At 53.7% G+C, this 25,562-nt stretch carries 24 protein-coding genes; 16 read left to right on the forward strand and 8 right to left on the reverse strand.

Features of this window, described 5'->3' with window-relative positions; genetic code table 11:
• Positions 1 to 316: 316 nt before the first annotated feature.
• From BN54_RS06710 to BN54_RS06720, 3 genes are all read right to left on the reverse strand, one after another.
• Positions 317 to 1,660 carry a PFL family protein gene (locus BN54_RS06710; RefSeq protein ID WP_019206408.1) on the reverse strand — a complete coding sequence of 448 codons (1,344 nt, stop codon included), beginning with the start codon at positions 1,658 to 1,660 and terminating at the stop codon, positions 317 to 319.
• Between the two features lie 2 nt (positions 1,661 to 1,662).
• A complete protein-coding gene (locus BN54_RS06715; protein ID WP_019206409.1) occupies positions 1,663 to 1,935 on the reverse strand; it encodes an ACT domain-containing protein in 273 nt (90 codons plus the stop codon).
• Positions 1,936 to 2,126: 191 nt separating this feature from the next.
• Positions 2,127 to 2,642, reverse strand: a complete 516-nt coding sequence (locus tag BN54_RS06720) for a flavodoxin family protein (protein ID WP_019206410.1) — start codon at positions 2,640 to 2,642, stop codon at positions 2,127 to 2,129.
• Positions 2,643 to 2,787: 145 nt separating this feature from the next.
• Between BN54_RS06720 and BN54_RS06725 the strand changes: the two genes are divergently transcribed.
• From BN54_RS06725 to BN54_RS06735, 3 genes are all read left to right on the forward strand, one after another.
• Complete coding sequence (locus BN54_RS06725; RefSeq protein WP_019206411.1) at positions 2,788 to 4,338, forward strand: ABC-F family ATP-binding cassette domain-containing protein; 1,551 nt, start codon at positions 2,788 to 2,790, stop codon at positions 4,336 to 4,338.
• A 62-nt stretch (positions 4,339 to 4,400) separates the two neighbouring features.
• Positions 4,401 to 5,483: a DHHA1 domain-containing protein gene (locus BN54_RS06730; protein ID WP_019206412.1), complete on the forward strand. Its 1,083-nt coding sequence runs from the start codon at positions 4,401 to 4,403 to the stop codon at positions 5,481 to 5,483.
• 37 nt (positions 5,484 to 5,520) lie between these two features.
• Positions 5,521 to 5,748: a DeoR family transcriptional regulator gene (locus tag BN54_RS06735; RefSeq protein ID WP_162258997.1), complete on the forward strand. Its 228-nt coding sequence runs from the start codon at positions 5,521 to 5,523 to the stop codon at positions 5,746 to 5,748.
• Positions 5,749 to 5,995: 247 nt separating this feature from the next.
• Here BN54_RS06735 and brnQ read toward each other — a convergent pair whose 3' ends face one another.
• Together brnQ and nagA are read right to left on the reverse strand one after the other, a co-directional pair.
• Positions 5,996 to 7,372 (reverse strand): branched-chain amino acid transport system II carrier protein, encoded by a 1,377-nt coding sequence (brnQ, locus tag BN54_RS06740; RefSeq protein WP_019206414.1) that lies wholly within the window; start codon positions 7,370 to 7,372, stop codon positions 5,996 to 5,998.
• 454 nt (positions 7,373 to 7,826) lie between these two features.
• Positions 7,827 to 8,972 (reverse strand): N-acetylglucosamine-6-phosphate deacetylase, encoded by a 1,146-nt coding sequence (gene nagA / locus BN54_RS06745; protein WP_019206415.1) that lies wholly within the window; start codon positions 8,970 to 8,972, stop codon positions 7,827 to 7,829.
• Positions 8,973 to 9,142: 170 nt separating this feature from the next.
• Between nagA and BN54_RS06750 the strand changes: the two genes are divergently transcribed.
• Both BN54_RS06750 and BN54_RS06755 read left to right on the forward strand, forming a co-directional pair.
• Positions 9,143 to 9,868 carry a glucosamine-6-phosphate deaminase gene (locus BN54_RS06750; RefSeq protein ID WP_019206416.1) on the forward strand — a complete coding sequence of 242 codons (726 nt, stop codon included), beginning with the start codon at positions 9,143 to 9,145 and terminating at the stop codon, positions 9,866 to 9,868.
• 83 nt (positions 9,869 to 9,951) lie between these two features.
• Entirely contained in the window at positions 9,952 to 10,608 is a 657-nt protein-coding gene (locus BN54_RS06755; RefSeq protein ID WP_019206417.1) for a histidine phosphatase family protein, read from the forward strand.
• Between the two features lie 52 nt (positions 10,609 to 10,660).
• Here the strand turns inward: BN54_RS06755 and BN54_RS06760 are convergent, their stop codons facing one another.
• A complete protein-coding gene (locus BN54_RS06760) occupies positions 10,661 to 11,122 on the reverse strand; it encodes an NUDIX hydrolase (protein WP_019206418.1) in 462 nt (153 codons plus the stop codon).
• 151 nt (positions 11,123 to 11,273) lie between these two features.
• Between BN54_RS06760 and BN54_RS06765 the strand changes: the two genes are divergently transcribed.
• Together BN54_RS06765 and BN54_RS06770 are read left to right on the forward strand one after the other, a co-directional pair.
• Positions 11,274 to 12,284 (forward strand): AI-2E family transporter, encoded by a 1,011-nt coding sequence (locus BN54_RS06765; RefSeq protein ID WP_155818336.1) that lies wholly within the window; start codon positions 11,274 to 11,276, stop codon positions 12,282 to 12,284.
• Positions 12,285 to 12,373: 89 nt separating this feature from the next.
• Positions 12,374 to 14,035, forward strand: a complete 1,662-nt coding sequence (locus BN54_RS06770) for a formate--tetrahydrofolate ligase (protein ID WP_019206420.1) — start codon at positions 12,374 to 12,376, stop codon at positions 14,033 to 14,035.
• Between the two features lie 66 nt (positions 14,036 to 14,101).
• Here the strand turns inward: BN54_RS06770 and BN54_RS06775 are convergent, their stop codons facing one another.
• Positions 14,102 to 15,298 carry an SAM-dependent methyltransferase gene (locus BN54_RS06775; RefSeq protein WP_019206421.1) on the reverse strand — a complete coding sequence of 399 codons (1,197 nt, stop codon included), beginning with the start codon at positions 15,296 to 15,298 and terminating at the stop codon, positions 14,102 to 14,104.
• 271 nt (positions 15,299 to 15,569) lie between these two features.
• Here BN54_RS06775 and purE point away from each other — a divergent pair, with 271 nt between their 5' ends.
• Genes purE through purB form a run of 3 tightly spaced genes read left to right on the forward strand, consistent with a single transcriptional unit; the run spans position 15,570 to position 18,499 of the window.
• Complete coding sequence (purE, locus tag BN54_RS06780) at positions 15,570 to 16,055, forward strand: 5-(carboxyamino)imidazole ribonucleotide mutase (RefSeq protein ID WP_019206422.1); 486 nt, start codon at positions 15,570 to 15,572, stop codon at positions 16,053 to 16,055.
• Positions 16,048 to 17,181, forward strand: coding sequence for a 5-(carboxyamino)imidazole ribonucleotide synthase (gene purK, locus BN54_RS06785; protein WP_019206423.1), 1,134 nt, complete (start codon positions 16,048 to 16,050; stop codon positions 17,179 to 17,181). Before purE ends, purK begins: the two co-directional genes overlap by 8 nt.
• Positions 17,182 to 17,203: 22 nt before the next feature.
• Positions 17,204 to 18,499, forward strand: a complete 1,296-nt coding sequence (purB, locus tag BN54_RS06790; protein WP_019206424.1) for an adenylosuccinate lyase — start codon at positions 17,204 to 17,206, stop codon at positions 18,497 to 18,499.
• Positions 18,500 to 18,550: 51 nt separating this feature from the next.
• Here the strand turns inward: purB and BN54_RS06795 are convergent, their stop codons facing one another.
• A complete protein-coding gene (locus tag BN54_RS06795; RefSeq protein ID WP_019206425.1) occupies positions 18,551 to 19,591 on the reverse strand; it encodes an aldose epimerase family protein in 1,041 nt (346 codons plus the stop codon).
• Between the two features lie 215 nt (positions 19,592 to 19,806).
• Between BN54_RS06795 and BN54_RS06800 the strand changes: the two genes are divergently transcribed.
• The 6 genes from BN54_RS06800 to BN54_RS06825 all read left to right on the forward strand — a co-directional run bounded on the left by BN54_RS06800 (position 19,807) and on the right by BN54_RS06825 (position 25,535).
• Entirely contained in the window at positions 19,807 to 20,355 is a 549-nt protein-coding gene (locus tag BN54_RS06800; RefSeq protein ID WP_019206426.1) for a TetR/AcrR family transcriptional regulator, read from the forward strand.
• Positions 20,356 to 20,394: 39 nt separating this feature from the next.
• Positions 20,395 to 22,905: a YhgE/Pip family protein gene (locus BN54_RS06805; protein ID WP_019206427.1), complete on the forward strand. Its 2,511-nt coding sequence runs from the start codon at positions 20,395 to 20,397 to the stop codon at positions 22,903 to 22,905.
• 133 nt (positions 22,906 to 23,038) lie between these two features.
• A complete protein-coding gene (locus tag BN54_RS06810) occupies positions 23,039 to 23,614 on the forward strand; it encodes a hypothetical protein (RefSeq protein ID WP_019206428.1) in 576 nt (191 codons plus the stop codon).
• Positions 23,615 to 23,623: 9 nt separating this feature from the next.
• Positions 23,624 to 24,778 carry an ArgE/DapE family deacylase gene (locus BN54_RS06815; protein ID WP_019206429.1) on the forward strand — a complete coding sequence of 385 codons (1,155 nt, stop codon included), beginning with the start codon at positions 23,624 to 23,626 and terminating at the stop codon, positions 24,776 to 24,778.
• A 123-nt stretch (positions 24,779 to 24,901) separates the two neighbouring features.
• Positions 24,902 to 25,222, forward strand: coding sequence for a hypothetical protein (locus tag BN54_RS10405; protein WP_019206430.1), 321 nt, complete (start codon positions 24,902 to 24,904; stop codon positions 25,220 to 25,222).
• Positions 25,215 to 25,535 carry a type II toxin-antitoxin system mRNA interferase toxin, RelE/StbE family gene (locus BN54_RS06825; protein WP_019206431.1) on the forward strand — a complete coding sequence of 107 codons (321 nt, stop codon included), beginning with the start codon at positions 25,215 to 25,217 and terminating at the stop codon, positions 25,533 to 25,535. The genes BN54_RS10405 and BN54_RS06825 overlap by 8 nt, the downstream gene beginning before the upstream one ends.
• Positions 25,536 to 25,562: the final 27 nt, after the last annotated feature.

The following is a 25,562-nucleotide window of genomic DNA, read 5'->3' on the forward strand; positions in this document are numbered from 1 at the left end:
TTTTAAGAAATTTTAAATTTTAACCAGGAAGGGTTGCGTATTGAACGGCTGGTCTGAAGCAAGCTTTATCGGTCAGCGAAGCAGTAAGCAACAGATATTCAGTCGGCGTATCCGACGGCGGTTTTCAAGTGCGGTTCATAATTTGGTTATCGATTTTTTAGAAATCAACAGACTAAATTTACTTTTATTCAAGAAGGGCATTGATCAAAAGAAACACCGTTTAATTCGTAAACTCGCTGACAAATTAACCGGTAATTTAATGAAAGATCAAGTCGGCATCTTTCCGTTAGCTAAGGAACCTGAAGCTAGCGGAAAACTAGTTCTTAAAACTATGAATCGGCGCCGGAATCTGGCCGCCCCGTTGGATCAAGGCGGCGGCAGAAGCCGGGTTGACGCCCATAATTGGGGCGTGGCCCAGCAAGCCGCCAAATTCCACGGTGTCACCAACTTGCTTGCCCGGGACGGGAATGACGCGGACGGCGGTCGTCTTATTATTGATCATCCCGATGGCGGCTTCGTCGGCAATCATGGCACTGATCGTGGTGGCCGGGGTGTCGCCGGGGATGGCAATCATATCAAGGCCGACCGAGCAGACCGCCGTCATCGCTTCCAGCTTGGCCAACGACAGGGTGCCGGCCTGAACGGCGTCAATCATGCCGGCGTCTTCAGAAACCGGAATAAAGGCCCCGGACAGCCCGCCGACGTGGCTGCAAGCCATGATGCCGCCCTTTTTGACGGCGTCATTAAGCAAGGCTAAAGCGGCAGTCGTCCCGTGCCCGCCAACTTGGCTGATGCCTATTTCTTCTAAGACCTGGGCGACCGAATCACCCACCGCCGGGGTCGGGGCCAAGGACAGGTCGACAATCCCAAAGGGTACGCCTAAGCGTTGGGCGGCTTGGCTGCCGACCAATTGCCCCATCCGAGTAACCTTAAAGGCGGTTTGCTTAATTGTTTCGGCGACCACGTCTAAGGGTTGACCTTGGACCTTTTCAAGCGCCGCTTTGATCACGCCGGGCCCGGAAACGCCAGCGTTGATGACGACGTCAGCTTCACTGACCCCATGAAAGCCACCGGCCATAAAGGGATTATCAGCGACGGCATTACAGAAGACGACCAGTTTGGCGTTGGCCATTACGTCTTGCTGGGCAGCCTGGTGAATGGCTTGGCCGAGGTCGGCAACGGCGTCCATGTTGATCCCGCTGCGGGTCGAACCAACGTTGACCGAACCGCAGACTAAATCAGTTTCGGCTAAGGCTTGGGGCAGCGCAGCGATTAAGCGTTGATCCCCTTGGTGATAACCCTTTTGGACCAGGGCCGAAAAGCCACCAATAAAATCAATCCCCAGAGTTTGCGCCGCGCGATCGAGGGTGCGCGCAAAGGGGACGTAATCGGTCGCTTCGCTGGCGGCGGCGATCAGGGCAATTGGCGTCACCGTCACCCGTTTATTGACAATTGGAATCCCAAATTCCGCTTCAATCGCTTGACCGGCTTCGACGAGGTGGGCGGCCTTGGTGGTGATTTTATCGTAAATCTTTTGGCAGGCCCGGGTACTGTCGGCATCGATACAATCTAAGAGGGAGATCCCCATTGTGATCGTGCGGACATCGAGTTTTTCGTCGTTGAGCATCCGGAGCGTTTCTTGAATCTTTGCTAATTCCATGGCTAGCCCTCCAATTGGTGCATGGCGCGGTACAGCTGCTCGTTGCGGAGATTGATCTCAACCCCCAGGGTATGACCAAGGCTGGTCAATTCCGTGGCTAACTGGGTGAAATCTGCCCCAGCGGGGACCTCGACGGCCATCATCATGGTGAAGTAACCGGCCATGATGGTTTGGGAAACGTCTAAAATATTAATGTGGGCTTGGGCTAAGTACTGACTGACCCCGGCGATAATGCCGACTTGATCTTGGCCGACGGTGGTTACAATTGCTTTCATGGCAGGTCACCTCATTTATGTGAATTCGATTAAAATTAACTGAGAATTGGTGTGATTATAGCGAATCTGTTCAGTGATTGCAATTGCTATTCCAAAATCAATTAAGCCCAGGGGCGGTCGCAGGTAGGCCGGGGCCAAACTAATAAAACCGGCGGGACTGATGGTCAGCTCCGCCGGTTTTATTAGTTAAATTAATGACAGCTCTGCCCCAGGGCAGTGGCGACCGCGGGGTAAAAGCGCAGGTCGGCACTCGGGGTGTCGGGGACCTGGGCAGCTAACATTTGGCCCCCAAACCGCCAGCCAAAGTGGTCGAAGCAGGCTTTGATTTCCGACTTGAGGTAGGTAAATTCCCGTTCGGGGCTGGTGGCCAGCAAAATCCCGGTCTTTTGGTCGGGAAGTTGTGGGGTGCGGGCGGCCAGTTGGTCGATGACGGCCTTTAATTGGGCATCCATCTCGAATAAGTAGACGGGTGTCGCCAAGACCACGGTCTGAGCCGCCGCAATTTTGGCTTGGAGGGCGGTTAACCGGGCCGGCGGGGCCACTAAGGCGCCGGTCGCATCGGTTTGCAGTGGTGGAATGGGATGACTGCCGACGTCAAAGTGTTCCACGGTTTGGCCGCTGGCCTGTGCGCCAGCCGTAAAGTGCGCACACAACTTGGCGAGGGCCCCGTGAGGTTGGGGACTCGCGAAAATCAGCAAAATTGACATGCTCTACCCCCTTTGGATTATGCAAAACGGTATTCAGCTTCATTGTAGCACTAATTCGGGGCGGTTGGGAAAAGGATGATTGTACACGGCCCGGGGCAGAGTGGTACCATTAAACAATTAGGCCTAATGAGAAAGGAAGAGAAAAATGGCACTGTTGGATGTGGCGGGGCTAACGATGAGTTTCGCCGAGAAAAAATTGTATGATGACGCCAGCTTTCAACTGGAAAAGGGCGAACACATGGGGGTGGTCGGCCAAAACGGCGCCGGCAAGTCAACCTTGATCAAGATCTTGATCGGCCAGGTCCTACCGGTCGCTGGTCAGGTCAAGTGGCAGCCCCACACCAAGATTGGCTACCTCGATCAATACGTCGATATTTCCCGGGAAATTACCCTGGTCGATTTTTTAAAGACCGCTTTTGCTGAGCTCTACCAGGTCAATGATGAGCTCAACCAGCTCTACGCCCAGTATGCGGCCAGCGGGGATGACTCCTTAATGGATCGAGCGGCGCACCTTCAAGAAATCCTGGACGGCCACGATTTTTACGGAATTGACCTGGCGATCGAGCGGGTGATGACCGGGTTGGGCTTGACCGAATTAGGCGCCGATCACCTGGTTGCGGAAATGAGTGGTGGGCAACGTTCCAAGGTGATTTTAGCCAAGCTGTTGCTCGAACAGCCCGACGTGATTCTCCTTGATGAACCGACCAACTACCTCGACACCGCCCACATTGAGTGGCTGATTGGTTATCTAAACGATTACCCTGGGGCGGCGATGGTGATTTCCCACGACTATGATTTCTTGGAACGGGTCACCAACACGATTATCGACGTCGCCTTTGGCAAGATCACCAAGTACCGTGGCAGCTTCCAGCAGGCGATGCGCCAAAAAGAAGAGCGCAAGCAGGCCCAGGAGCGGGAATACGAAAAGCAACGGGTAGTGATTGAAAAAGCCGAGCGCTTTATCCGTAAGAACAAGGCGGGCTCGAAGTCGACGCTGGCTAAGTCGCGCGAAAAGATGCTCAACCGGCTGGAACGGATCGATCCGCCAACTGATAATTTGCAAGCCCATTTCCACTTCCCGTACGTGGCCAGTGGTTCGGCTAACGCCCTCAAGGTAGAGCGCCTGAGTGTGGGCTACCACCGGCCTTTGCTTTCGCCGGTGACCTTCTCGTTAACAGCTGGTGAAAAGTTATTGATCAGTGGTTTTAACGGGGTTGGGAAATCAACGCTGATTAAATCAATCCTGGGCGAAATCAAGGCCCTCGGCGGTCAGGCGACCTTTTCGCCGTCGGCAAAAATCGCCTACTTCGACCAGGACTTGCTCTGGGATGATCCCAACCAAACGCCCTTGCAAGTGATTCAAGACCAGTACCCGACGATGCTGCCGAAGACGATCCGCCAAAAGTTGGCGGCCGCCGGCTTGAATGCGGCCAATATCGTCAAACCCCTTCACCTCTTGTCTGGGGGTGAGCAGACCAAGGTCAAGCTCGCTTTGTTGGAACTAACGCCGGCCAACTTCTTGATTTTAGACGAACCGACCAACCACTTGGATGAAGAGACCAAGCAGGCTTTAAAGCAGGCCTTGCAAGCTTTTAGTGGTAATTTGATCCTGGTCAGCCACGAGGCGTCCTTTACGGCTGGGTGGCTCGATAAGGTCTTGAACGTCGAAAAATTAAGTCTGAAGGGGCAGGGCTAAGCATGTTGTTCCGGTTGGAAACGCGGTAAAATAGAAGCAATTGAACGAACGGAGGCATTATGATGGCACAAACCCGGATTAAAATTTTTTCACACAACGACTTGGATGGCTTCGGCGGGCCCTTGCTGTTGGAAACTCTGCACGAGGTGATGTTTAAGGACGTCGAATTTGAGATTGAAAATATTGGGGCGGGGCAAATTGACGTTGCTTTAGGGCGGTGGTTCCGTGACCCAAGCCTCGGGCAGTTTACCGATGTTTACATCATGGACATGACCCCGGACAGTGACTACACCTTCCAACAATTGGATGCCAACTTTGCCAACCACTGGCTGGTCTTTGACCACCACGAAAGTGAAGCGGCGGCCCGGGAAAAGTACGCCATTAACGCGGTGACCCCGCAGAATCCGGCGGTTACGCCCAGTGCCACCAGCCTGGTTTGGGATTGGTTGCAAACGCAGCCGCACTTTAGCCAGGTCAGTGCCGAACGCCAAGCCGAATTAGCCGAAGTGGTGGAATTGATCCGCGCTTACGATACCTGGGACTGGCAAAACGACCCGCAAATGAGTGCCGATGAACGGCAGGCAGCCGATGAACTCAACCAGCTCTTCTGGTTCTACCCGCTGGATCACTCGGCGGAATTTGTCAGTGCCGTGTTGGCCACCAGTTGGACCAAGTACCGGGCAGCCAACCAATTGTTGATCACGACTTTAAATGACCGGCGGGCCCACTACTTAAAGAGTCACCTCAAGGATGTTTTAACCGCCAAAATTGACGGTAAGACCTGGGGCTTTGTCTACGCCAGCGATTACAAATCCGAGATTGCTCACGCCCTGCTTACGGAACACCCGGACGTTGCCGCGGCCATGGTGATTTCACCGACCAGCCTCTCCTTGCGCAGCAACGGGCAAGTCGATGTCGCCAAGTTTGCTGAAGACTACTTTGGCGGTGGCGGCCATGCCGATGCGGCCGGAGCACGGATCAATGTCAACATGATTAAAATCGGGACCCAAGCGGTGATCGAAGAGGTCCAAAAGGTGATTAAGCGTCATCAAAGTCAACCTGCGGAAGCGACAGGCTCCTTGGCCGATAACCTCGACCCAGCGGTGGCGGCTAAGATGGCAGCCCTCTTTGGTAAATCAGAATAAGGTTAGTTTATCGCTCACAAAAATGAGCGATAAACTTTTGCGAAGGGTAGTCCGGGATGCGCGATTAGCTAAAAATGAACAGGCCGCGTGGAACCTGATTGAACGTTACTTACAGCAACATCAGTACTTAACGACCCCGGAGGCCGTCAAACTGGTGGGGAAATCTGCGGCAACAACCCGCCGCTATTTAAACAAATACGTGGCTCTAGGTTGGCTGGCCAAGCAAGGCGGCAACCGGGATCGAACCTATCACTTAGTGAAGTAAAAACTGGCGCCGGCTCAGCATTGCTGAGTGGGCGCCAGTTTTGATTTTGAACGACTTGAGCAGGTTAACGATGGGGCTCCAGTGCAGACCACCTGCTAGCTGTCTGAAGAAGTGATAAGTTGCATGATAAGAAACCTTTCGCCTTAAAATAACGGCCTTGGACCGTATTTTTATGTTTGTAACCGACTGAAAGGGTGGTCGACGCTGCTTAGGCGTGCCTTAATATGTCAGCAAACTAAGGGGCAGCTTAATTTTTAGGAGTTGACAGGGTTGGGTTAGTCTGAGCTTGGTGGTGCGCCCAGTGAATCAGCCACCCGAAGGCCAAGCCGCAAATGCCAAAGCTCAGCCACCCTAAGCCCTGGGAAAAGAAGGGGAACCACCGCTGGGCAAAGGCGGCGCTGGCTTGAATCAATGCCGTTTGCCGCAGGACTGGAGGCAAGGCATTCGCCATGTCAAAGGCAGCCGGGAAGAGGGTAAAGGCCGTGGTGATCCGGTAGACCAAGGGATCATTTTTAAACAGGGGCGATAAGAGCCCTAAGATAATCAAAGTAATAGCCAAGGGGTATAAGAACATCAAGACCGGCGTGGACCAGGTGATGATTTGATCCAAGCCCAAGTTGGCGCAAAGAAAGGACAGGCCACAGTTAAAGCGCAAGAATGCCCGGTAAGAAATCCGGGGGAAGCGCCGGTGAAAGTCTTGGGCAAAGGCGATGACCAAGCCCATCGCACTGGTCATGCAAGTAACCGTGGCCAGTGTCGCCAAAATTGCATCCCCCGCGTTGCCGAGATAAAAATGGGCAATTTGGGCCAGGGTCGTGCCTCCGTTGGCCGCCAGAGCAAAGTGATGGCGACTGGTAGCGCCCAGCCAGGTCAGGGCTAAATAGATTGCACCGATCCCAGCAATCCCCACCAAACCACTTTTGGCAGTTGCCAGGGCGACTTGGCGCGGCTGGTGCTTGCCCAGTTGTTGCACCGCGGTAATCACGGTAACCCCAAACGCCAGGGCGGCTAAAGCATCCATGGTGTTGTAGCCTTGTAAGAAACCATTGGTAAAGGCTTGGCCCGTATATTGAGCGGTAGCCGGGATCCTTTGGGTAGCCCCTAAGGGGTGCAGACTAGCCAAGATGAAAATACTGAATAATAGCAATAAGAATAAGGGGTTTAAGATTTTTCCGATTAACGTGGTAATGTGGGTTTCCCGCACGGAGAAGTAATACACGGCACCGAAGAACAGGGCCGAGTATGCCGCCAAGCCCCAACTATTCCAAGCACTCGGCAGATGGGGCGCGATCCCAATGGCGTACGGGACGGTAGCCGTCCGCGGAGTAGCGAATAGGGGTCCGAGGGTGGCGTGAACTAAAATTAAGAAAATTAAAGCGTACCAATGCCCATTTGGCCGGGCCAGATCATAGATCCCGGTTGCGCGGGTGACGCTGATCGCTAGCAACGCGAGCAAGGGGAATAAAACGCCGGAGAGCAAAAAGCCACTACTGGCCAGCAACCAGTGTTGACCTGCCAATTGCCCCAGGTGAACCGGAAAAATCAAGTTTCCGGCCCCAAACAGCATCCCAAAGATTAGGGAAGCGATAATAATAACTTGACGAAATTTAAAATGGATTGCCATAACTATCTCCTCGTTTGTAGTTCAGTGACAGCGATAATCATTAAGGGGCTTAGCTAAGTTTTTGGTACAAAAAAACGTCCCCTAGGCCTGTGCCTAAGGGACGCGGTTGCGTGTTACCACCCTATTTTTACTCAGTCATTGCTGACCCAGCCTTACTGCGGACCCCACTTGAAGTGGGAGCCGTTGACGCGATAACGGGCGTACCCGCCGGAGACTTCAGTTCGTCGCCCCCGTCACTCCTAGGTTACTTTCAGTCAACCGGCCGGTTCCTGCTTGCACTACATCAGGATCGCTGTGACCATGCCAATTGCTTACTCTCCTATTCACAGTGTTTGTTGTACCAAGGTTAATGATTGAGTTTGATTATACTGCCATTATGAGAGAAGTCAACATCTTTCTCATGATTTTTTAATTTTAAAGAAAAACCCGGAATTTCACCCCGAAGTGGTGATGGTTAGTGCGCCGGCGTGAACAAGCGCCCTAAGGAGAAGGTCATTTGCAAGTTTAAATCACTGTCCAAGACGTTTAAGTCAGCGTCCTTGCCCACCGTTAGGCTGCCCTTTTGGGTCAGGTTAAATTCGCGCGCTTGGTTGCCCGATGACATCTGCACGGCGTCAGCAATCGAACAGCCGGTAAACTGAATGATGTTTTTAAAGGCGTCCGGGAAGCGCAGGACCGAACCAGCCAGGTGGCCGTTAGTCAAGCGCGCCTGTTTGTCCTTGACGATCACCGTTTGACCCCCGAGCTCAGACGTCCCCTCGGGCATCCCCTTGGCCCGCATCGAGTCAGTCACCAATTCCATCCGGGCGGCGCCCTTTAATTCGTAAGCCAGTTTGATCATGTCGGGATAGACGTGGAAACCATCGGCGATCATTTCTGTGTAGAGGTTGGCTTCCAACAGAGCGTGCCCAGTGACCCCCGGTTCGCGGTGTTGCAACCCCCGCTGGGCATTGTAGAGGTGGGTGACGTGGGTGGCCAAGGAGTGTTTCATTTCCGCCCGGGTGGCGTTGCTGTGGCCGACGGACAAGACGATCCCGTGGGCCAGACAGTACCGTTCAAATTCGCGGCTGCCGGGGTTTTCTGGGGCGTAGGTCACGACTTTAATCATGCCGCCGGCCAATTCGTTCCAAGCTTTGAAGGCTGTCAGGTCAGGGGCTTCAATGTATTCTTCCGGCTGCGCACCCTTAAAGACCGGGGAGACAAAGGGCCCTTCCAAGTGAATGCCCTGGATGACCGGATTGGTCGTCGCTGCTTGGTGCACGGCTTGCAGGGCCGTGACGATATTTTGGTGCGACTGGGTCATCGTCGTCGCAAAGTAGGTCGTCACCCCTTCGTTAGCGGTCATTTGTTGGACCATGGCATCGATTTGGTCAGCGTTCCCGTCCATGGCGTCATAGCCGTAACCACCGTGGCTGTGGACGTCGATAAAGCCGGGGACCACGGTTTGCCCGGCTAAGTCAATCCGCGCTTCATCGCTGGGCGCGGGCTGGTAGTCGGACATCGGACCGACGGCTTGCAGCTGTTGATCAAAGCGCAAGTAGCCGTCGCGGATGACTTCATGACCGGTGTAAATGGTGGCGTGGGTTAAAACTGTCGTCATTGGTGTTCACCTCAATTAAAATTTTCATCACTACTGGTTTAATCTTAGTCGGCCCACGGCAGGAGCGCAAGGCTTTGACAAACTGTGGGGGATGTTGTATAACTGGTATATACCGGTATAGACCAAAAATCAATACCACGGACGAAAAAATTTGAAGGGGGATCAGCCAAATGCAAATAATCGTTGTAAAAGATCAGCAGGCCGGGGGGAAGGCCGCCTTAAAGGTCTTTGCGGCCGCCAAAGCGCGCGGTGTCAAGGTCTTCGGCCTGGCGACTGGGGGAACGCCAGAAACCACCTACGCCGAATTAGTGGCCAGCGACCTGGATTTTACCGACAGTATTTCAATTAATCTGGATGAGTATGTAGGTTTGGCAGCCAACCATCCGCAAAGCTACGCCTACTATATGCACCATCACCTCTTTTTTCCCAAACCCTTTGCGGCTTCGTACTTACCCAACGGCCTGGCCACCGATCCGGCAGCTGAATGTGCCCGCTACGACCAAGTTTTAGCGGACCACCACGTCGGTTTGCAGCTGTTGGGGATTGGGCGCAACGGGCACATCGGTTTTAACGAGCCGGGCAGCCCCTTTGACGGTACCACCCACGAGGTGGCGCTGACCCCGTCGACGATTGCGGCTAACGCCCGCTTCTTTGCCCGGCCGGCTGACGTGCCAAAGCGCGCTTTATCAATGGGGATCGGGGCAATCATGCAGGCCGACCAGATCCTCTTGGAAGCCTACGGCAGCGATAAGGCGGCGGCGATCCAAGCGATGATCGAAGGCCCGGTGACTACGGCCGTGCCAGCCAGTGTCTTGCAACAGCACCCGAATGTAATTGTTATTTTAGACCAAGCGGCCGCCGCAAAGTTGTCGGCTGCCGTGCCAGCCAGTGCTTGAGGTGAAAGCGATTTTAACTTTGGCACCAAACGCGGTAAAATAAGGCTGTGACATCAAGCACGCACAGTGGAGGCGAAATAAGGATGACAAAGTTAAATATCTACTTGGTGCGCCACGGGCAAACCTACTACAACATCTACAACAAGCTGCAGGGTTGGTCGAACTCGCCGCTGACCGAAAAGGGCAAGCAAGACGCCAAACTGGCCGGGCAAAAGGTCAAGGACATTCAATTTGCGGCGGCTTTTTGCAGTGATTTGCCGCGGGCGATTGAAACCTGCCAGACGATTCTGGACCTCAATGAACAGGCGTCGGTGAAGGCCCCGACGACCATTAGTCCCTTCTTGCGGGAACAATTCTACGGGGTCTTTGAAGGGACCGAAATGGGCCAAGCCTGGTATTTAGCCGGCGCCCCGCACGGTTGCAAGAGCTTCAAGGATATCGTCACCAAGTATTCGATTGGCCAAGCCAAGGATTGGATGAAAGAAGCCGATCCTTTCCACGACGCCGAAAATAACTTTGAGTACTGGCAGCGCCTGGATCAGGGGATTGATCTGATCCGCCACGCGGGGCTGCCGGATGGGACCAACGTGCTGTGGGTCAGCCACGGCAATACCGTCTTGAGCCTGGTGGAACGCTTTGGGGAAGGCAAGTACGACATTACCGAACGACCGAAGAACGGCAGCCTCTCTAAGCTGGTCTTGACCGATGATGATTTAAAGTTTGAATATTACGATCATTAAAAGGCTAACCGGCCGCGCTCGGGAAGAACGTGGCCGGTTTTTAGTGCTCCGGTCATGCTTTATGGGTGAAGTGAGCTTGCAAAATTTCCCACATCTTTTCGTGCTGCTGATTAAAGAACTTCGGCTGGGGACCGTGAAGGGAGAAGTATTTGGTACGCACGGTCTCCGTGGCCTTAGGGGCAGTCGTGGGAGCGCCGGTGGCTTCCACCAGGTAAAAGGCGTTGATCGGTTGGAGCACGTCCCCGTTAGGGTAGGTGTATTCATCGGTATCCTGAAGGGCCAGCAGTTTGATCGGCCGAATCGCGATGCCGGCGTCCTCTTGGTATTCACGCACCATGCACGCGGCAAAGCTTTCCCCGTATTCTAAGTAGCCGCCGGGAAAACACCAGTCGCCCGTATCAGCCCGTTCTTGCAATAAGACTTCGCCCGCTTCGTTGACCAGGGCGCCGGAAGCACTGGTCAGAATCACGGGCATGTGGCCAACTTTTTGCCGTAAGGCTTGAATGTAACTCATAAAAAACCCTCCTCAGAAAACGTTTTCTTCCATTGTAACACTAGGGAAGAATCTGACCCAAAACCCGCAAATTTGTTAAAATAGAAACAAACTGAATTTCAAGGGGGTCTTGACGCTGACGTCGTGGAAAAAATTTACCGCCAATATTTCAATGCACCGGGTGGTCGTCTTATTGCTGATCATTACAGTCTTGTATGCGGCGCGGGGGATGATGAATACCATCCTGTTGACCTTTATCTTTACTTACCTGATCGTGCACTGGATCCGACTTTTGCAACGCTTTGTGCCGCACTTGCCGCCAGTTTTGATCGTCATTGTCACCTACATCCTGTTAATCTTGGGCCTGTATTACGTGGTGACCGATTACTTGCCCCTCTTAGTAGAGCAAATCGTCAAAATGGTCGACTCGCTGATTAAGTTCTACCAAAGTCCTGATATGAAGACGACCTTGCAGTGGGTCAATCGCTACGTTTCTAACGGGACGATCATTTCCCAGGCCAAGCATGGGATGCAACTGGCCGTTTCGACCTTAACGTCTCTGGGGACCTTGACCTTTGCCTTTGTGATGTCGTTGATCTTGAGCTTCTTTTACACGATTGAACTGCGGCAAATGAATGAATTTTCCCGCCAGTTTCTGTCCAGCAAATTGTTGGGCTGGTTCTTTAATGACCTCTACTACTTCGGCAAGAAGTTCGTCAATACCTTTGGGGTCGTCTTAGAAGCCCAGTTCTTCATCGCGATTTGCAATACCGTGATTACGATGATCTGTCTGACCTTTATGCATATGCCACAGATCTTTGCCCTCGGGCTGATGGTCTTTATTTTGAGTCTGATTCCGGTTGCCGGGGTGATCATTTCCTTGGTGCCGCTTAGCATGGTCGCCTACTCGGTCGGTGGCTGGCGCTACATTGCCTATATTTTAATCATGGTGGTGGTGATCCACGCGATCGAAGCCTACGTCCTCAATCCCAAATTTATGTCGAGCCGGACGGAACTGCCGATTTTCTACACCTTCGTGGTCCTCTTGGTTAGTGAGCACCTCTTTGGCACTTGGGGCTTGATTGTCGGGGTCCCGATTTTTACCTTCCTGCTCGATATTGCCGACGTCAAGCCGATTGGTAAGGCGGCCGGCCCTACTTCCACAACTAAATCTGATGATTGAACTTGTTGAAAGGGATGGTTTGGGGTTATAATCGAACGGTAATGTTAGATAAGAGAATAAAGTTCGGGTTTTGATGAGGAGGCCATCGGATGTTAACGGATATTCAAATTGCGGATCAAGCGGAAATGTTGCCAATCGAAGCTGTGGCGGCCAAGGTGGGACTGAAAAAGGACCAACTGGAACAATACGGCCCCTACAAGGCGAAGGTAACCACACCGGTTGCCCCAGTAGCCGGTAAGAAGCACAAGCTGGTCTTGGTGACGGCAATTAACCCGACCCCGGCCGGGGAAGGGAAGTCGACCGTCTTGGTGGGCTTAGCTGACGCGATGAACCAATTGGGGCACCAAACGACGATCGCAATGCGCGAACCATCAATGGGGCCAGTCTTCGGGATCAAGGGGGGTGCCACCGGGGGTGGTTACAGCCAAGTCATCCCAATGGAAGACATCAACCTCCACTTCACTGGCGACCTGCACGCTCTGACCAGTGCCAACAACACCCTGGCGGCCTTGATTGACAACTACATCATGCGGGATAACGAACTCGATCTTGATCCCCGCCGGGTGATCTGGCGGCGGGTCGAAGACGTTAACGACCGCGCCCTGCGCAACGTCGTGACCGGTCTGGGCGGCGTGATGCAAGGGGTGCCGCGTGAAACCGGCTTTGACATTACGGCGGCGTCCGAATTAATGGCGATCCTGTGTCTGTCAACGGACCTGATGGACCTCAAGCGCCGGGTCAAACAAATCGTGGTGGGCTACACCCGGGCCAAGGAACCCGTTACGGTCGGCCAACTGGGCTTTGCGGATGCAATTACGATCTTGCTCAAGGACGCCATCAAGCCAAACCTGGTCCAAACCCTGGATCACACGCCCGCCTTTGTCCACGGGGGGCCGTTTGCCAACATTGCCCACGGCTGCAATTCGGTCTTAGCCACCCAGACGTCCCTGGCCTTAAGTGACTACACGGTGACCGAAGCCGGCTTCGGGGCCGACCTGGGGGCTGAAAAGTTCCTCGACATTAAGCGGCCCGCTTTAGGCAAGCACCCCGACGCCGTGGTCATCGTGGCGACCATCCGGGCCTTAAAGTACAACGGTGGGGTGGCTTTAGCTGACCTGAAGGACGAAAACTTAGCAGCCTTAGAAGCCGGCTTTGTCAACCTCAAGCGCCACGTCCAAAACATCCAACGTTACGGGCTGCCGGCGGTGGTTGCGATTAATCACTTTGTCGCTGATACGGATGCCGAAGTTGGTAAACTGCAAGAACTCTGTGCCGAATTGGGCGTCAAAGCGGTGGTCGCCGATGCCTGGGCTAAGGGGGGCGCGGGGACGCACGCCCTGGCCGAAGCGGTGGTCGAATTGGCCGACCAACCAGCGGACTTCACGCCGCTCTACGATGTTGAACTGCCAATTGCCGACAAGGTCAAAGCCGTGGCGACCAAGATTTACGGCGCCAAGGAAGTCGTCTTTTCCAAGAAGGCGGAAAAGCAACTGGCCGAATTTACCAAGCAGGGCTGGGACAACCTGCCGGTCTGCATCGCCAAGACCCAGTACTCCTTCTCGGATGACCAAACGGCGCTCGGGGCGCCGAGTGACTTTACTTTCCACATCCGGGAGTTTGTGCCAAAGCTCGGGGCCGGCTTTATCGTCGCTTTGTCCGGGACGATGCTGACGATGCCGGGGCTGGGGAAGACGCCAGCGGCCGTGAAGATGACGATTGATGAAAACGGGACGATTACCGGCCTGTTCTAACAAAGAAGTTTCAAAAAAGGGTGATCCCTGCGCGTGGACGCAAGGTCACCCTTTAATTTTGCTGGATTAGCGGTCGGTCAGCATGTACCGGCGGGTCATTGGCAAGCCGGTGCCCGACGGCCCCTTGGTTAGGAGATATTGGACGACGTCGATATTGCCGGATTCAAAGGAAGCCGCGCAGGCCTGCAGATACAGGTCCCACATCCGGGTAAAGCGCGTCCCCTTGGTGGTTTCAATTTCGGTGCGGTGGGCATTGAAGTTGGCGTCCCAGATTTCCAGTGTCCGTTGGTAGTGGCGGCGTAGCATTTCCATGTCCCCGATTTGCAAGTGGGCGGCTTCAATGTGGTCGATGATTTCCGTCAGGCCGGGGATGTAGCCGCCCGGGAAGATGTACTTGTTGATCCAGCCGTTGTAGGCGCCGCCTTGTTGGCGGGTAATGCCGTGGATCAGGGCCGTCCCATCAGCCTTCAAGTACTTCGCCACGTCTTGGAAGTAGAGGCCGAGGTTTTCTTGGCCGACGTGTTCAAACATCCCAACCGAGGTAATGTAATCCCACTGTTCGTCGCCCAGCTCACGGTAGTCTTGTAGGCGCACTTCGGTGACCCCACTGAGGCCAGCTGCTTCAATCCGCTGTTTGACCAGCTGGTATTGTTCTTCAGAGAGGGTGACCCCGGTGACTTTCAGGTCGTATTCCTTGGCGGCCGTCAGCATCAAGGTCCCCCAGCCACAGCCAATGTCGAGCAGGCGGCGACCGGGTTGGGGATTGAGCTTTTGCAAGATGTGGTGGACCTTAGCGATTTGCGCGGCGGTTAGGTCGTTGGTTGGATTTTCCGGGGTGAAGTAGGCGCACGAATACGTCAGCGTGTCATCGAGCCAGAGCCGGTAAAAATCATTGCCGACGTCGTAGTGGCTGTGAATGTCGGCTTGGCTTTGCGCCTCGCCGTGACTTTGTTTCGGCAAGAATTTTTTTAGTTTGGCGTCGCGCAGGAAACTGCCGGCTTGTTGGTAAGCTGAGGTAATCACTTCTTGGAGGGGGTGAGCGCCTGGACCGGTAATATCAATCTTTTGGTCCATGTAAGCTTCCCCTAGGGCGATCGACGCGTTTTGGGTGACCGCGCTGACCGGCACTTTTTCCCGGAAGGTAATGGTGGCCTTGGGTTCCCCCTGGCCATACTGCGCGCTGCTGCCGTCCCAAAAGACAATTTTGACCGGCATGGCAAACGAGCGCTTGAGCAGTTGCTTATAGAACGTTTTCTCTAGCATCAAATTTCCTTCTCTCTTGCTTAAAATAAGAATATTATATACCCAGCAAAAAGGGCGCGGTAAGTGAAAGATTTTTGAAAAATCAAAAATTACCGATAAAACTACCGAAAAATAAAGGCGCGCCGGGGGCCATTTGATGATTTTATCGAACTTTAAAATACAGTCACCGTTACATTATTCGGAATTTCCTTGAAGTCCCCGCTGGCCTTTGGTATCCTTAGAAAGGAAATTAAAGCAATGGATAAACAGCACACGCAATGGAGGCGCAAAAATGAGCAGCATCAGTGTGGTAATGGGCAGTCAGTCGGATTGGCCGACCGTCAAAGAAGCTTGTTTGATTTTGGAGCAATTTGGGGTGGACTACGAAAAGCACGTGATTTCCGCCCACCGGATGCCAACGGAAATGTTCGCCTTTGCCCAGGCGGCCGTTGAAAAGGGGACCAAGGTCATTATCGCTTGTGCGGGGGGAGCGGCCCACCTGCCGGGGATGATTGCGGCCAATACCCCCCTGCCCGTGATCGGGGTGCCGGCCCAAACCAAGGCGTTGGGCGGCATGGACTCGCTCTTGTCGATTGTGCAGATGCCAGCCGGGATTCCGGTCGCTACGACGGCGATTGGGGTGGCGGGCGCCAAGAACGCCGCTTTATTAGCCCTGCAAATTCTCGGGACGACTAACCCGGCTTTGCAAGCTCAAATCCAAGCGTACCGCCAAAAGATGCACGATGCCGCGGTAGAAAGTGAGGCCCACCTTGACTAACTTGATTCAACCGGGTCAAACGATCGGGATTATCGGCGGTGGCCAGCTCGGTCAGATGTTGGCGTTAGATGCTAAGCAGACCGGGATGAAGGTCATTATTTTAGATCCGACCCCTAATTGCCCGGCCGGCCAGTGTGCGGATGAACAAATCGTGGCGCCGTACGAAGACGTTGCGGCGATTGAAGAATTGGCCGCGAAGAGTGACGTTTTAACCTATGAATTTGAAAATGTCGACTTGCAGGCCCTCAAGAAGGTCGCGACGACGGCTTACGTGCCGCAGGGGACCCACCTCTTGTACACCACCAAGCACCGCCTGCGGGAAAAGACCTTCTTAAAAGAAGCTGGCTGTCAAACGGCGCCCTTTGTGGCGGTTAAAAATGAAGCTGACCTGCAAGCGGGCGTGGCCCAGCTCGGCTATCCGTGTGTCTTAAAGACTTGCCAGGGCGGCTACGACGGGCACGGCCAAATCGTCCTGCATTCGGCGGCGGATTTGCCCCAGTGTCAGGGGATCGTTGCAACTGGTGATGCGATTTTGGAAGGCTGGGTAAACTTTGCCTTGGAGTGTTCGGTGATGGTAGCCCGGAATGAAAATGGGGAGGTAACAACCTTCCCCATCGCCGAAAATATCCACCGTCACGAAATCCTGCACCTCAGCATCGTCCCGGCGCGGATCAGTGACGCCGTGGCCGCCAAGGCCGAAGCGGCCGCGAAGCGGATTGCGACCGCCCTGGACTTACGGGGAATTTTGGGGGTCGAATTCTTTGTCGGCACCGACGGCGAGATTTACGTTAACGAGTTGGCCCCGCGGCCGCACAATTCGGGGCACTACTCGATTGAAGCCTGCAACTTCTCCCAGTTTGCCATTCACAACCGGGCGATTTGCAATTGGCCCCTGCCCAAGATTGAATTGCTCAAGCCGGTCGTGATGGTCAACGTCTTGGGCCAACACGTCCAACCCCTCCGCGCCCAATTAACGGCCCACCCGGCTTGGCACTTCCATGACTACGGCAAGGCCGCCAGTCGGGTTGACCGCAAGATGGGTCACGTGACGATTTTGACCGACGACATTGATGCAACCTTGGCCGAAGTGGCCGCCAGCAAGATTTGGGCTGACCAAGCCGAATAAAAAAGAGAGGAATTAATTACTAATGATTGATCGTTATACCCGTCCGGAAATGAAGCAGATCTGGAGTGAAGAAAACAAGTACCGCGGTTGGCTGGAAGTCGAAATTGCCGCTGATGAAGCTTGGAGCAAGCTCGGCCACATTCCGGCTGAAGATGTAGCTAAGATCCGTGACCACGCCACCTTTACCGTGGAAGGGATTGCTGAAATCGAAGCCGTCACCCACCACGACGTGATCGCCTTTACCCGCGACGTCTCTAAGTCGCTTGGGCCAGAACGCAAGTGGGTCCACTACGGCTTGACCAGTACTGACGTGGTCGACACCGCCCAGGGGTACCAATTAAAGCAGGCCAACGACCTCTTGCGCCAAGACATCACGGACTTTATGGCGATCGTGGCTGATCTGGCCCGCAAGTACAAGGACACCGTCTGCATGGGGCGGACCCACGGGATTCACGCCGAACCAACCACCTTTGGGCTGAAGGCGGCCCGCTGGTACTCGGAAATGAAGCGGAATCAAGAACGCTTCGAACACGCCGCGAAGGGGGTCGAAGCCGGGAAGATTTCCGGGGCGGTCGGCACCTTTGCCGAAGTTGATCCCTTCGTGGAAGAGTACGTCTGCCAAAAGCTGGGCTTGCGGCCACAAGAAATTTCGACCCAGGTCCTGCCGCGCGACCTCCACGCAGAATACGTGGCGACTTTGGCCTTGATCGGGACCAGCCTGGAAAACATGGCGACCGAAATTCGCGCCCTGCAACGGACCGAAATTCACGAAGTTGAAGAACACTTTGCCAAGGGCCAAAAGGGCTCCTCAGCGATGCCGCACAAGCGCAACCCGATCGGGTCGGAAAACATCACCGGCTGTGCCCGGGTCCTGCGCGGGAACGTGGTTACGGCAATGGAAAACGTCACCCTCTGGCACGAACGCGACATCTCCCACTCCAGCGCGGAACGGATGATTCTGCCAGATTCGACCGCCCTGTTGGACTACATGCTGCACCGCTTCGGCAAGATCTTAAAGAACTTAGACGTCTTCCCGGACCGGATGAAGCACAACATGGACGAAACCTTGGGCCTGATCTACTCCGGCCGGGTGCTGCTCAAGCTGGTCAACTCGGGAATGACCCGGGAAGCGGCTTACGATTTGATTCAGCCGTACACCGCCAAGTGCTGGGCCGAACACGTGCCGTACCGGCCGCTCTTGGAAGCTGACCCAACGATTCAAAAGCAACTGACCAAGGCCGACCTCGACGACGCCTTTGATTACCATTGGCACTTGCGCCACGTGGATGACATCTTCAAGCGCGTGGGCTTGGCCTAATTAAAAAACGACCGGTGAAAAAGTTCGCCGGTCGTTTTTGCTTGTCGTTAATTAGTATTCAATTTCGTAGTGAATTTGGTAGTGCTTAGGGTCGTTTGGCCGCAAGGTCACGTCCCCAAAATCAAAGTGGTGGGGGCTGTCAGGTAAGGTTTGGCCTTCTAAGGCTAAGGCCATCCACGGCCGGCCCGGTCGGTTGAGCTTGACGTCGCTAGAAATTCCGTCGGTCGAGAACATCACCAACCCGTTGCGGTCGGAGAACATCTTTAACGTCCGGTTCGACTTCGGATCGTGCAAGATGGCGATCGGTTCGTGGGCCAAAGTGGCACTTGGCGTCACTTCGAAGTAGTCGTCAAAACCTTGTTCCGGCGTCTTTAACATTTCATTTAACGCGGCCCCGAGGCTGGTCAGCTGGCTAAAGTCGTACGGCGTGCCCGCATTAGCGATTTTTTCTCCGGTTGGGATCTTGCCTTCCTTAACGGCCAAGTGGTACTTGGAGTTCAGCTGTAATTCCAAGCCTTCAATCGTTGGTTCGCTTTCGTCGGCGAGGTTCCAGTAAGTGTGGTTCGTCGGGTTGAAGAGGGTGTTGGCATCCGTGGCCCCGTAGAAGTCCAGCGTCACACTGTCGTCTTCGCCCAGGGTGTAAACCACGGCGACCTCTTTGTTCCCCGGGTAAGTGTCGTCGGCGGGACTAAAGGTTTGGGTCAAAGTAATCGTCCCGCGGTCAGCATCGACAGTTACGTCCCAGAAGTGGCCGTCACCCCAACCGGTGCTGCCCCCGTGCAGGGTGTTGCCATTTTCGTTGCGGTCCACTTGGTAGGTTTGCCCATTGATCGTAAATTCCCCGTTTTCAATCCGGCCCGCCGTTGGCCCAATCACCCGGTTAATGCTGTAGCCAGCGGCGTGCAAGTCGGCAAAGTTGTCGGCGCTGAGTAAGAGGTTGTGGCGCTTGCCATCTTGGCCAGGAACCATGAAGGCTTGCCAGATCCCCCCATAGTTTAAGACGCTGATGCTGACGTTGTGATCATTGGTCAGCGTGTACTTAATAACATCTTGGCCGTCAAATTGGCCGAATTTTTCTTGTGAAGTATCCATTAATTGGTTCTCCCTTCTCGAAAGCGCTTACTGGCATAGACTGCTTAAATTGTAGCAGAAAACCTCTGTCTAGTAAAGATTTACTAAAATATTCAAAAAGAGATAAAATAAGATAAACGTCTCTTTTAAAGACTAACGTGTCAATTTGAAGGTTTTGTACTGCCAAGGGACTAATTATAATGTTCGATGGAAAACAGAAAAGGGGGGAGAATCTGATGAAAATGAATCGCACCATCCGGGATTTTCAAAATGCCCTGGAAACGTTGCTCGAAAATCAACCTTTTGAACGGTTGACGGTTGATCAGATTTGTAATGAAGCACTCTTACACCGGAGCAGCTTCTATCGTTATTTCCATGATAAGTACGATTTGCTGGAGCAGACCATTAACCAACGCTTGAGTACGCTGTGGGAACAGTCGCTGACGGAAGACGAATTGATCGAAACCTTGATTACTTACGTCAACCAGCACAAGAAGTTCTTTCGGAATTTGACGACCACGGGGAGTCGCGATTCCCTGTATTCCGAATTGATGCGGATGTGCAGCGAAATTCTCTTGGGCTTGCGCGATAAGGGGCCGCGCGATGCGGCGATCGTCCAAGTCCTGCACAACGCACCCAACCCAGCGCTGGCGGCTTATTCCATTAGTGGAGCGATCATGGGGGCGCTCTACTGGTGGCAAGAACAAAATTACGACATTTCTGATGAAGAAGTGATCAGCTTTGTCAAGCGCGCCATTAAGGTCTTACCGCAAGTCGAGGCCTAGCCAATTACTAACACCAGACGAAAGAGGGCAGAAAGAGATATGTGGGAAATGATTAAGGCAGAGTTTCGTCACATCTGGCGAAACAAGCTTTTGCGGTTATCCGTCTTTGTGGTTTGTTTTATCCCGTTTTTGTACAGCATCTTCTTCTTGAAGTCCGTATGGGATCCGTACGGCAATACCGGCGATTTACCGGTCGCCGTGGTTAACAAGGACGTCCCGGTCGAATACCAGGGCAAGACGATGGCCGTCGGTCGGGATACGGTCAAGGAATTAAAGAAGAATAAGGACTTGAAGTGGGAGTTTGTCTCCGCTAAAAAGGCCCACTACGGGCTACGGCACCGGCAATACTACACGGTCGTAACGATTCCAAAGAACTTCTCGCAAGACGCGACGACGGTCTTAAACAAGCACCCGAAGAAGATGGAAGTAAAGTATGAAACCAACGGGTCCTTGAACTACATCGCCGAAGTAATCAGCGAACTGGGGATGAACAAGCTGAACCAAGAGATTCGCTACCAAGTTACCAAGGCCTACTCCAAGGCGACCTTTAAGGCTTTGAAGGCCGTGGGCAAGGGGATGACTACCGCGGCGGATGGCGCCGGCCAACTGGCGGGCGGGACCAGCACGCTGACCAGCGGCTTTGCGGCCTACGCAGCCGGGGTCAGCCAGGTCAACACCGGGGTTCAAACTCTGAACTCTAGCGTCGGCGCCTTGGGCTCCGGGGCCAGCCAACTGGCCAACGGGAGTGGGCAGCTGGCTAGCGGGATCGCTCAGTACACCGGCGGAGTTGGTCAGCTGCAAAACGGGCTCGGTCAACTGACGGCCAACTCTGGCGCTTTGCGGGCCGGGGCCGGTCAGCTGCAGTCGGCGGCTGGTAGCTTGACTGCGATGAAAGGGATGCTTGGTCAACTCAATACTGGTCAGTTAATGGATTCAGTAGGTAAGGCCAGCGCCCTGGGCAATCAAATTAATAGTTTGCAACAACAGTTGGGAACGATCCAAGGTCAACTACAAAACGTTAACGTGCAAGAACTTAATGATTCAATCAGTGGTTTAAATACCGCTGCCACTCAAGCTCAAAGCGGGATTGCCAGTGGCTTGAACGATGTTAAGAGCGGTGCTACCAGTGCGGGAGCCGCGGCCCAAGCGATTGCTGGGATTGTTCAAAGTTCATCGGATATGAGTGCTGAGGAAAAGGCCAAGATCATGGCCCAAGTCCAAGCCGTTGAGGCTGGTGCAAAGCAAACTGGTACTGGGGCACAGACGGCCGCCGGCTCCGCAAGTCAATTACAATCTAAGTTAACCAATGCTAAACAGCAGTTAGAAACGGTGCATGACTTGCTCGGCCAAATGGCAACCATGAACGAAACCTTGAAGAATGCTAACAGCATGATGAATGATTCCAAGGACTTGTTGAACCAGTTGAATGGTTTAAGTGCAACGATGAAGAGCTTACAAGCATCTGGTTTGTTGGACAAGTTAAACGGAATCAATCCGAACGACATCAACAAGTTAGTCGCTGGGATTGACCAATACACGGCTGGCGTTGACCAAGCTGCGGCCGGTGCCAACCAACTGGCCGCCAACTCTGGGCAACTGACCAGCGGGGCCAACACCTTGGCTTCGAGCTTGCAAATGCTCAACCGCCAAGTGCCAACCTTAGTGGCTGGGGTCGCGAAGTTAGCGGCCGGGACGGCGGAATTAAACGCCAACACGCCACAACTGGTCAGCGGGATTACCCAATTGAATGCCGGGGCTGGCGAACTGGCTGACAAGCTGGCCGCCGGGGCTAAGCAGGTCAACTCGATTCGCACGTCCGACAAGACGGCGGACATGATCGCCAAGCCAACGACTTTGAAACACAAGTCTTACTCCTACGTGCCAAACTATGGGCACGCCTTAGCACCGTACGTGCTGTCCGTGGCGATTTACGTGGGGGCCTTGGTCTTCAACTTTGTTTACCCAATCCGGCGGGTCGCTTTGCAAGGACGCAAGGCCTCCAGTTGGTGGGCAAGCAAGGTCGCCGTTGAAGCCCTGGTTGCTTTAGCGATGGCCGTGGCCGAAGGGGGCATTATGATGGCGCTGGGCTTGGAAGTCAAGCACGTGCCGTCCTTCTTCCTGACGCTGACGCTGTTTGCCTGGGCCTCATTTGCCCTGGTAATGTTCTTGTCGATGACCTTCGACAACCCAGGCCGGTTCGTGGCCATGGTCCTGTTGATGTTACAACTCGGGGGTTCCGGGGGGACCTTCCCAATGGAAGTCACGATGAAGTTCTACAACGTCATTCACTGGTACCTGCCAATGACCTACTCGATCTTAGGTTTGCGTAACGGGATCTCCGGTGGGCTCGGGGAACACTATGTGGCCTTCTGTAACAGTGTCTTGACCGGGATTATCGTCGTCTTTGTCATCTTGAGCTTGCTGGCCATGATCTGGCTGCAAAAGCACCACTTCGCTGGCAAGTCCGAATTGGACAACAACCAAGAATTGCTTGGGCCAGAACATGATGATGACGGGATGCACCTGCAAGACCGCGATCAAACTATCTAACTTCAAAAGTGAGGTACCGTTGAGGGCCCCACTTTTTTTACGCATAAACACCTGCTTGCTTTTCATTGATCACAAAATCAGCTAAGATAGTAAAAAATATTGGCAGGGTCGCATGGCAGAGGAGGAATTTATCATGGCAGGCAAACCGCGCACCCGTGCCGCCAAGTGGTGGGGCCTGGTGGTCATCATCATTTTGGTGGCGGGGGGTAGCGCCTATTATTTCCATCACCAATCCAGAATCACTACTTCGTCGCACCTAACGCACTCGACCAGTTCTGCGACCACCCAGTCAAAGCAAATTAGCAGCAGTACCTCAGGAAAGGATCACTTGACGACCAACCTGACGCCGCCGGAGTTGGCCGCGGCGGTCTTGGTTTACGGCGGGCACCAGTTTGCGACTTCGCTGTACCCGGCGAATTTAACCGGGGCGTTGGATCACCAGCAGTTGATCGTGGCTAAGAAAAGCCAAGCTGCCCCGCTGGCCCATTCCAGTCAGATGACGCTATACCGCCTGGCGCCGGGCGAAATTGACGCCATGCTGGCCTACACCGTCGAAGCCAACCAAACGATTAATTTTTACCAGCTCGGTGACAGCCGCCAGTACCAGTACCTCGGGGCGGTTAGCTTGCCGAAGTTGGTGGCCTACTTAAACCACCATGATGGCGTCGAAACCGTGCGCCAGCTCGGTGCCGTTACTCGCATTAACTAAGGAGAACACATGGATAAACAGGAACGTGAACAGTTCGTAGCAGATTTGATTCGCTTAAACACCGTCGGCGGCCATGAAGACCGGGTCGCCCATTTCCTCAAGGCGGCCTTTGATGCCCGCGGAATTTACAATCAGGTCTTACCGGTCGAAAACGGGCGCAGCAACTTTTACGCGGAAATTGGGACCGGGGAGATTGACAAGGTAGTTGCCTTAGAGGGCCACGAGGACGTCGTCGCCCTGGGCAACCCAGCCGCCTGGGATCATGAACCGCTGGGCGCTGAAATCAAGGACGGCAAGATGTACGGCCGCGGCACGACCGACATGAAGGGCGGCTTGGCGGCCGAGTGCATTGCGATGTTTGAGCTGGCTGATCACACCGAACCGGTCCGCGGTAAGGTGAAGCTCTTGGTGACGGTGGCCGAAGAATCGAGCCCGCAAAACCACATGCAAGGGGCCCAAGCCTTCACCAAAGCTGGCTACTTGGCCGACGTCGACGCGATGATTTTAGCCGAACCTTCCTTTGGCCAGCTTAACTGTGCCAACAAGGGTTCCTTAACTTATGCAGTAACTTCCAAGGGCAAGGCCGCCCACAGCTCGATGCCCCAACTGGGCTTTAACGCGATCGAGCCTTTGATGACCTTTTACCAGGCCCAACAGGCCTTCTTTGCCACCCTGGGGGCAGAAAATCCTCACCTCGGCAAGACCGTGCCGGTGGTCACCAAGATCGAAGGGGGTCAGCAGCTGAATTCGGTCCCGAGTACGGCCGCTTTGTACATGAAGGTCCGCACGATTCCCGAAGAACCCAACCTGATGATTTTAGACCACCTGCAGGAGTTGATCGACCGCATTAACCGCCAAGAAGGTGCCCAGCTCGCTCTGGAATTACTGGGGCAAAAGGTGCCGGTGGTGACTGATCCGCACGGTGAATTTAACCAGATTCTCCACCAGGTGGCTGAAGAAGTCTTTGACCAGTCGATCAAGATCTGCGGCAGCGCGGCTGGCACTGACGCCTCGGAAATGATCAAGGGCAACCCGGACATGACGATCGCCGTCTTTGGCCCGGGCAACCGGACCGCCCACCAAGTCGATGAATACATGTTGCTCTCGACCTTCCATAAGGATATTGAAGTCTATAAGCAGGCGATTTTGACCTACTTTGGCTAAGGGCTTCGTTATTAAAAAATTGCAACTCGCAAGGTCAGCAGAGGTCGCATTGATAGACTTTTTGCTCAATTTGCAATACTATTTAGGTATCATTATGATACCTATTCAAAAGGAGGGGTTATTATGGCTGCATCAACGTCCAAGGTCAAAACCGGTTCTACCGTCCGCTTAGATCCCGAGTTGCGGAAAGAATTAAGTGAAGGCTTGGCTAGTGTGGGGATGACGATCAATGGCTATTTCACCATGGCGGCAAAGCAATTTCTCATCCAAGGCAAGGTGCCGTTTGAAATCAAGACTGCGCCAAAAGTTGAGCGGGTAACCTTTAATGACAAAACGCGAAAAGCGATTGTGCGGGCCTTTGCCGAAGAAGAAGGACTACTCCCTAATACTGCGAAAACCTTTGATAACACTGACGAGGCCATAAAGGAACTTTTCAATGACTAATAAAAACTGGCAGGTCAGCTTTGATCGTCAATTCAAGCTGGATGTAAATCGGTGGCGAAAGAAAGCTGATAATCTTCAGGCTGAGCTGCAAGAAATTATTGACTACATCCTTGAATACGGTGAAATTCCGACCGAATACAATCCGCATGAGCTAGTCGATCCGTCATTACCCTACGCCGGTAACATGGATTTCCACTTACTTGATGGGAAAGTTGATTTGTTAATTATCTACACCGAGATTAATAAGCGAAGAGTGTTTCGCTTTATGCGCCTTGGCAGTCATAATGAACTTTTTCATCCTAAGCAACAGTAGGATGGCAACAGACGCTGTCCCTAGGCT

Origin of the sequence: Limosilactobacillus ingluviei str. Autruche 4 (assembly GCF_000312405.1) — a bacterium.
Lineage (GTDB): Bacteria > Bacillota > Bacilli > Lactobacillales > Lactobacillaceae > Limosilactobacillus > Limosilactobacillus ingluviei.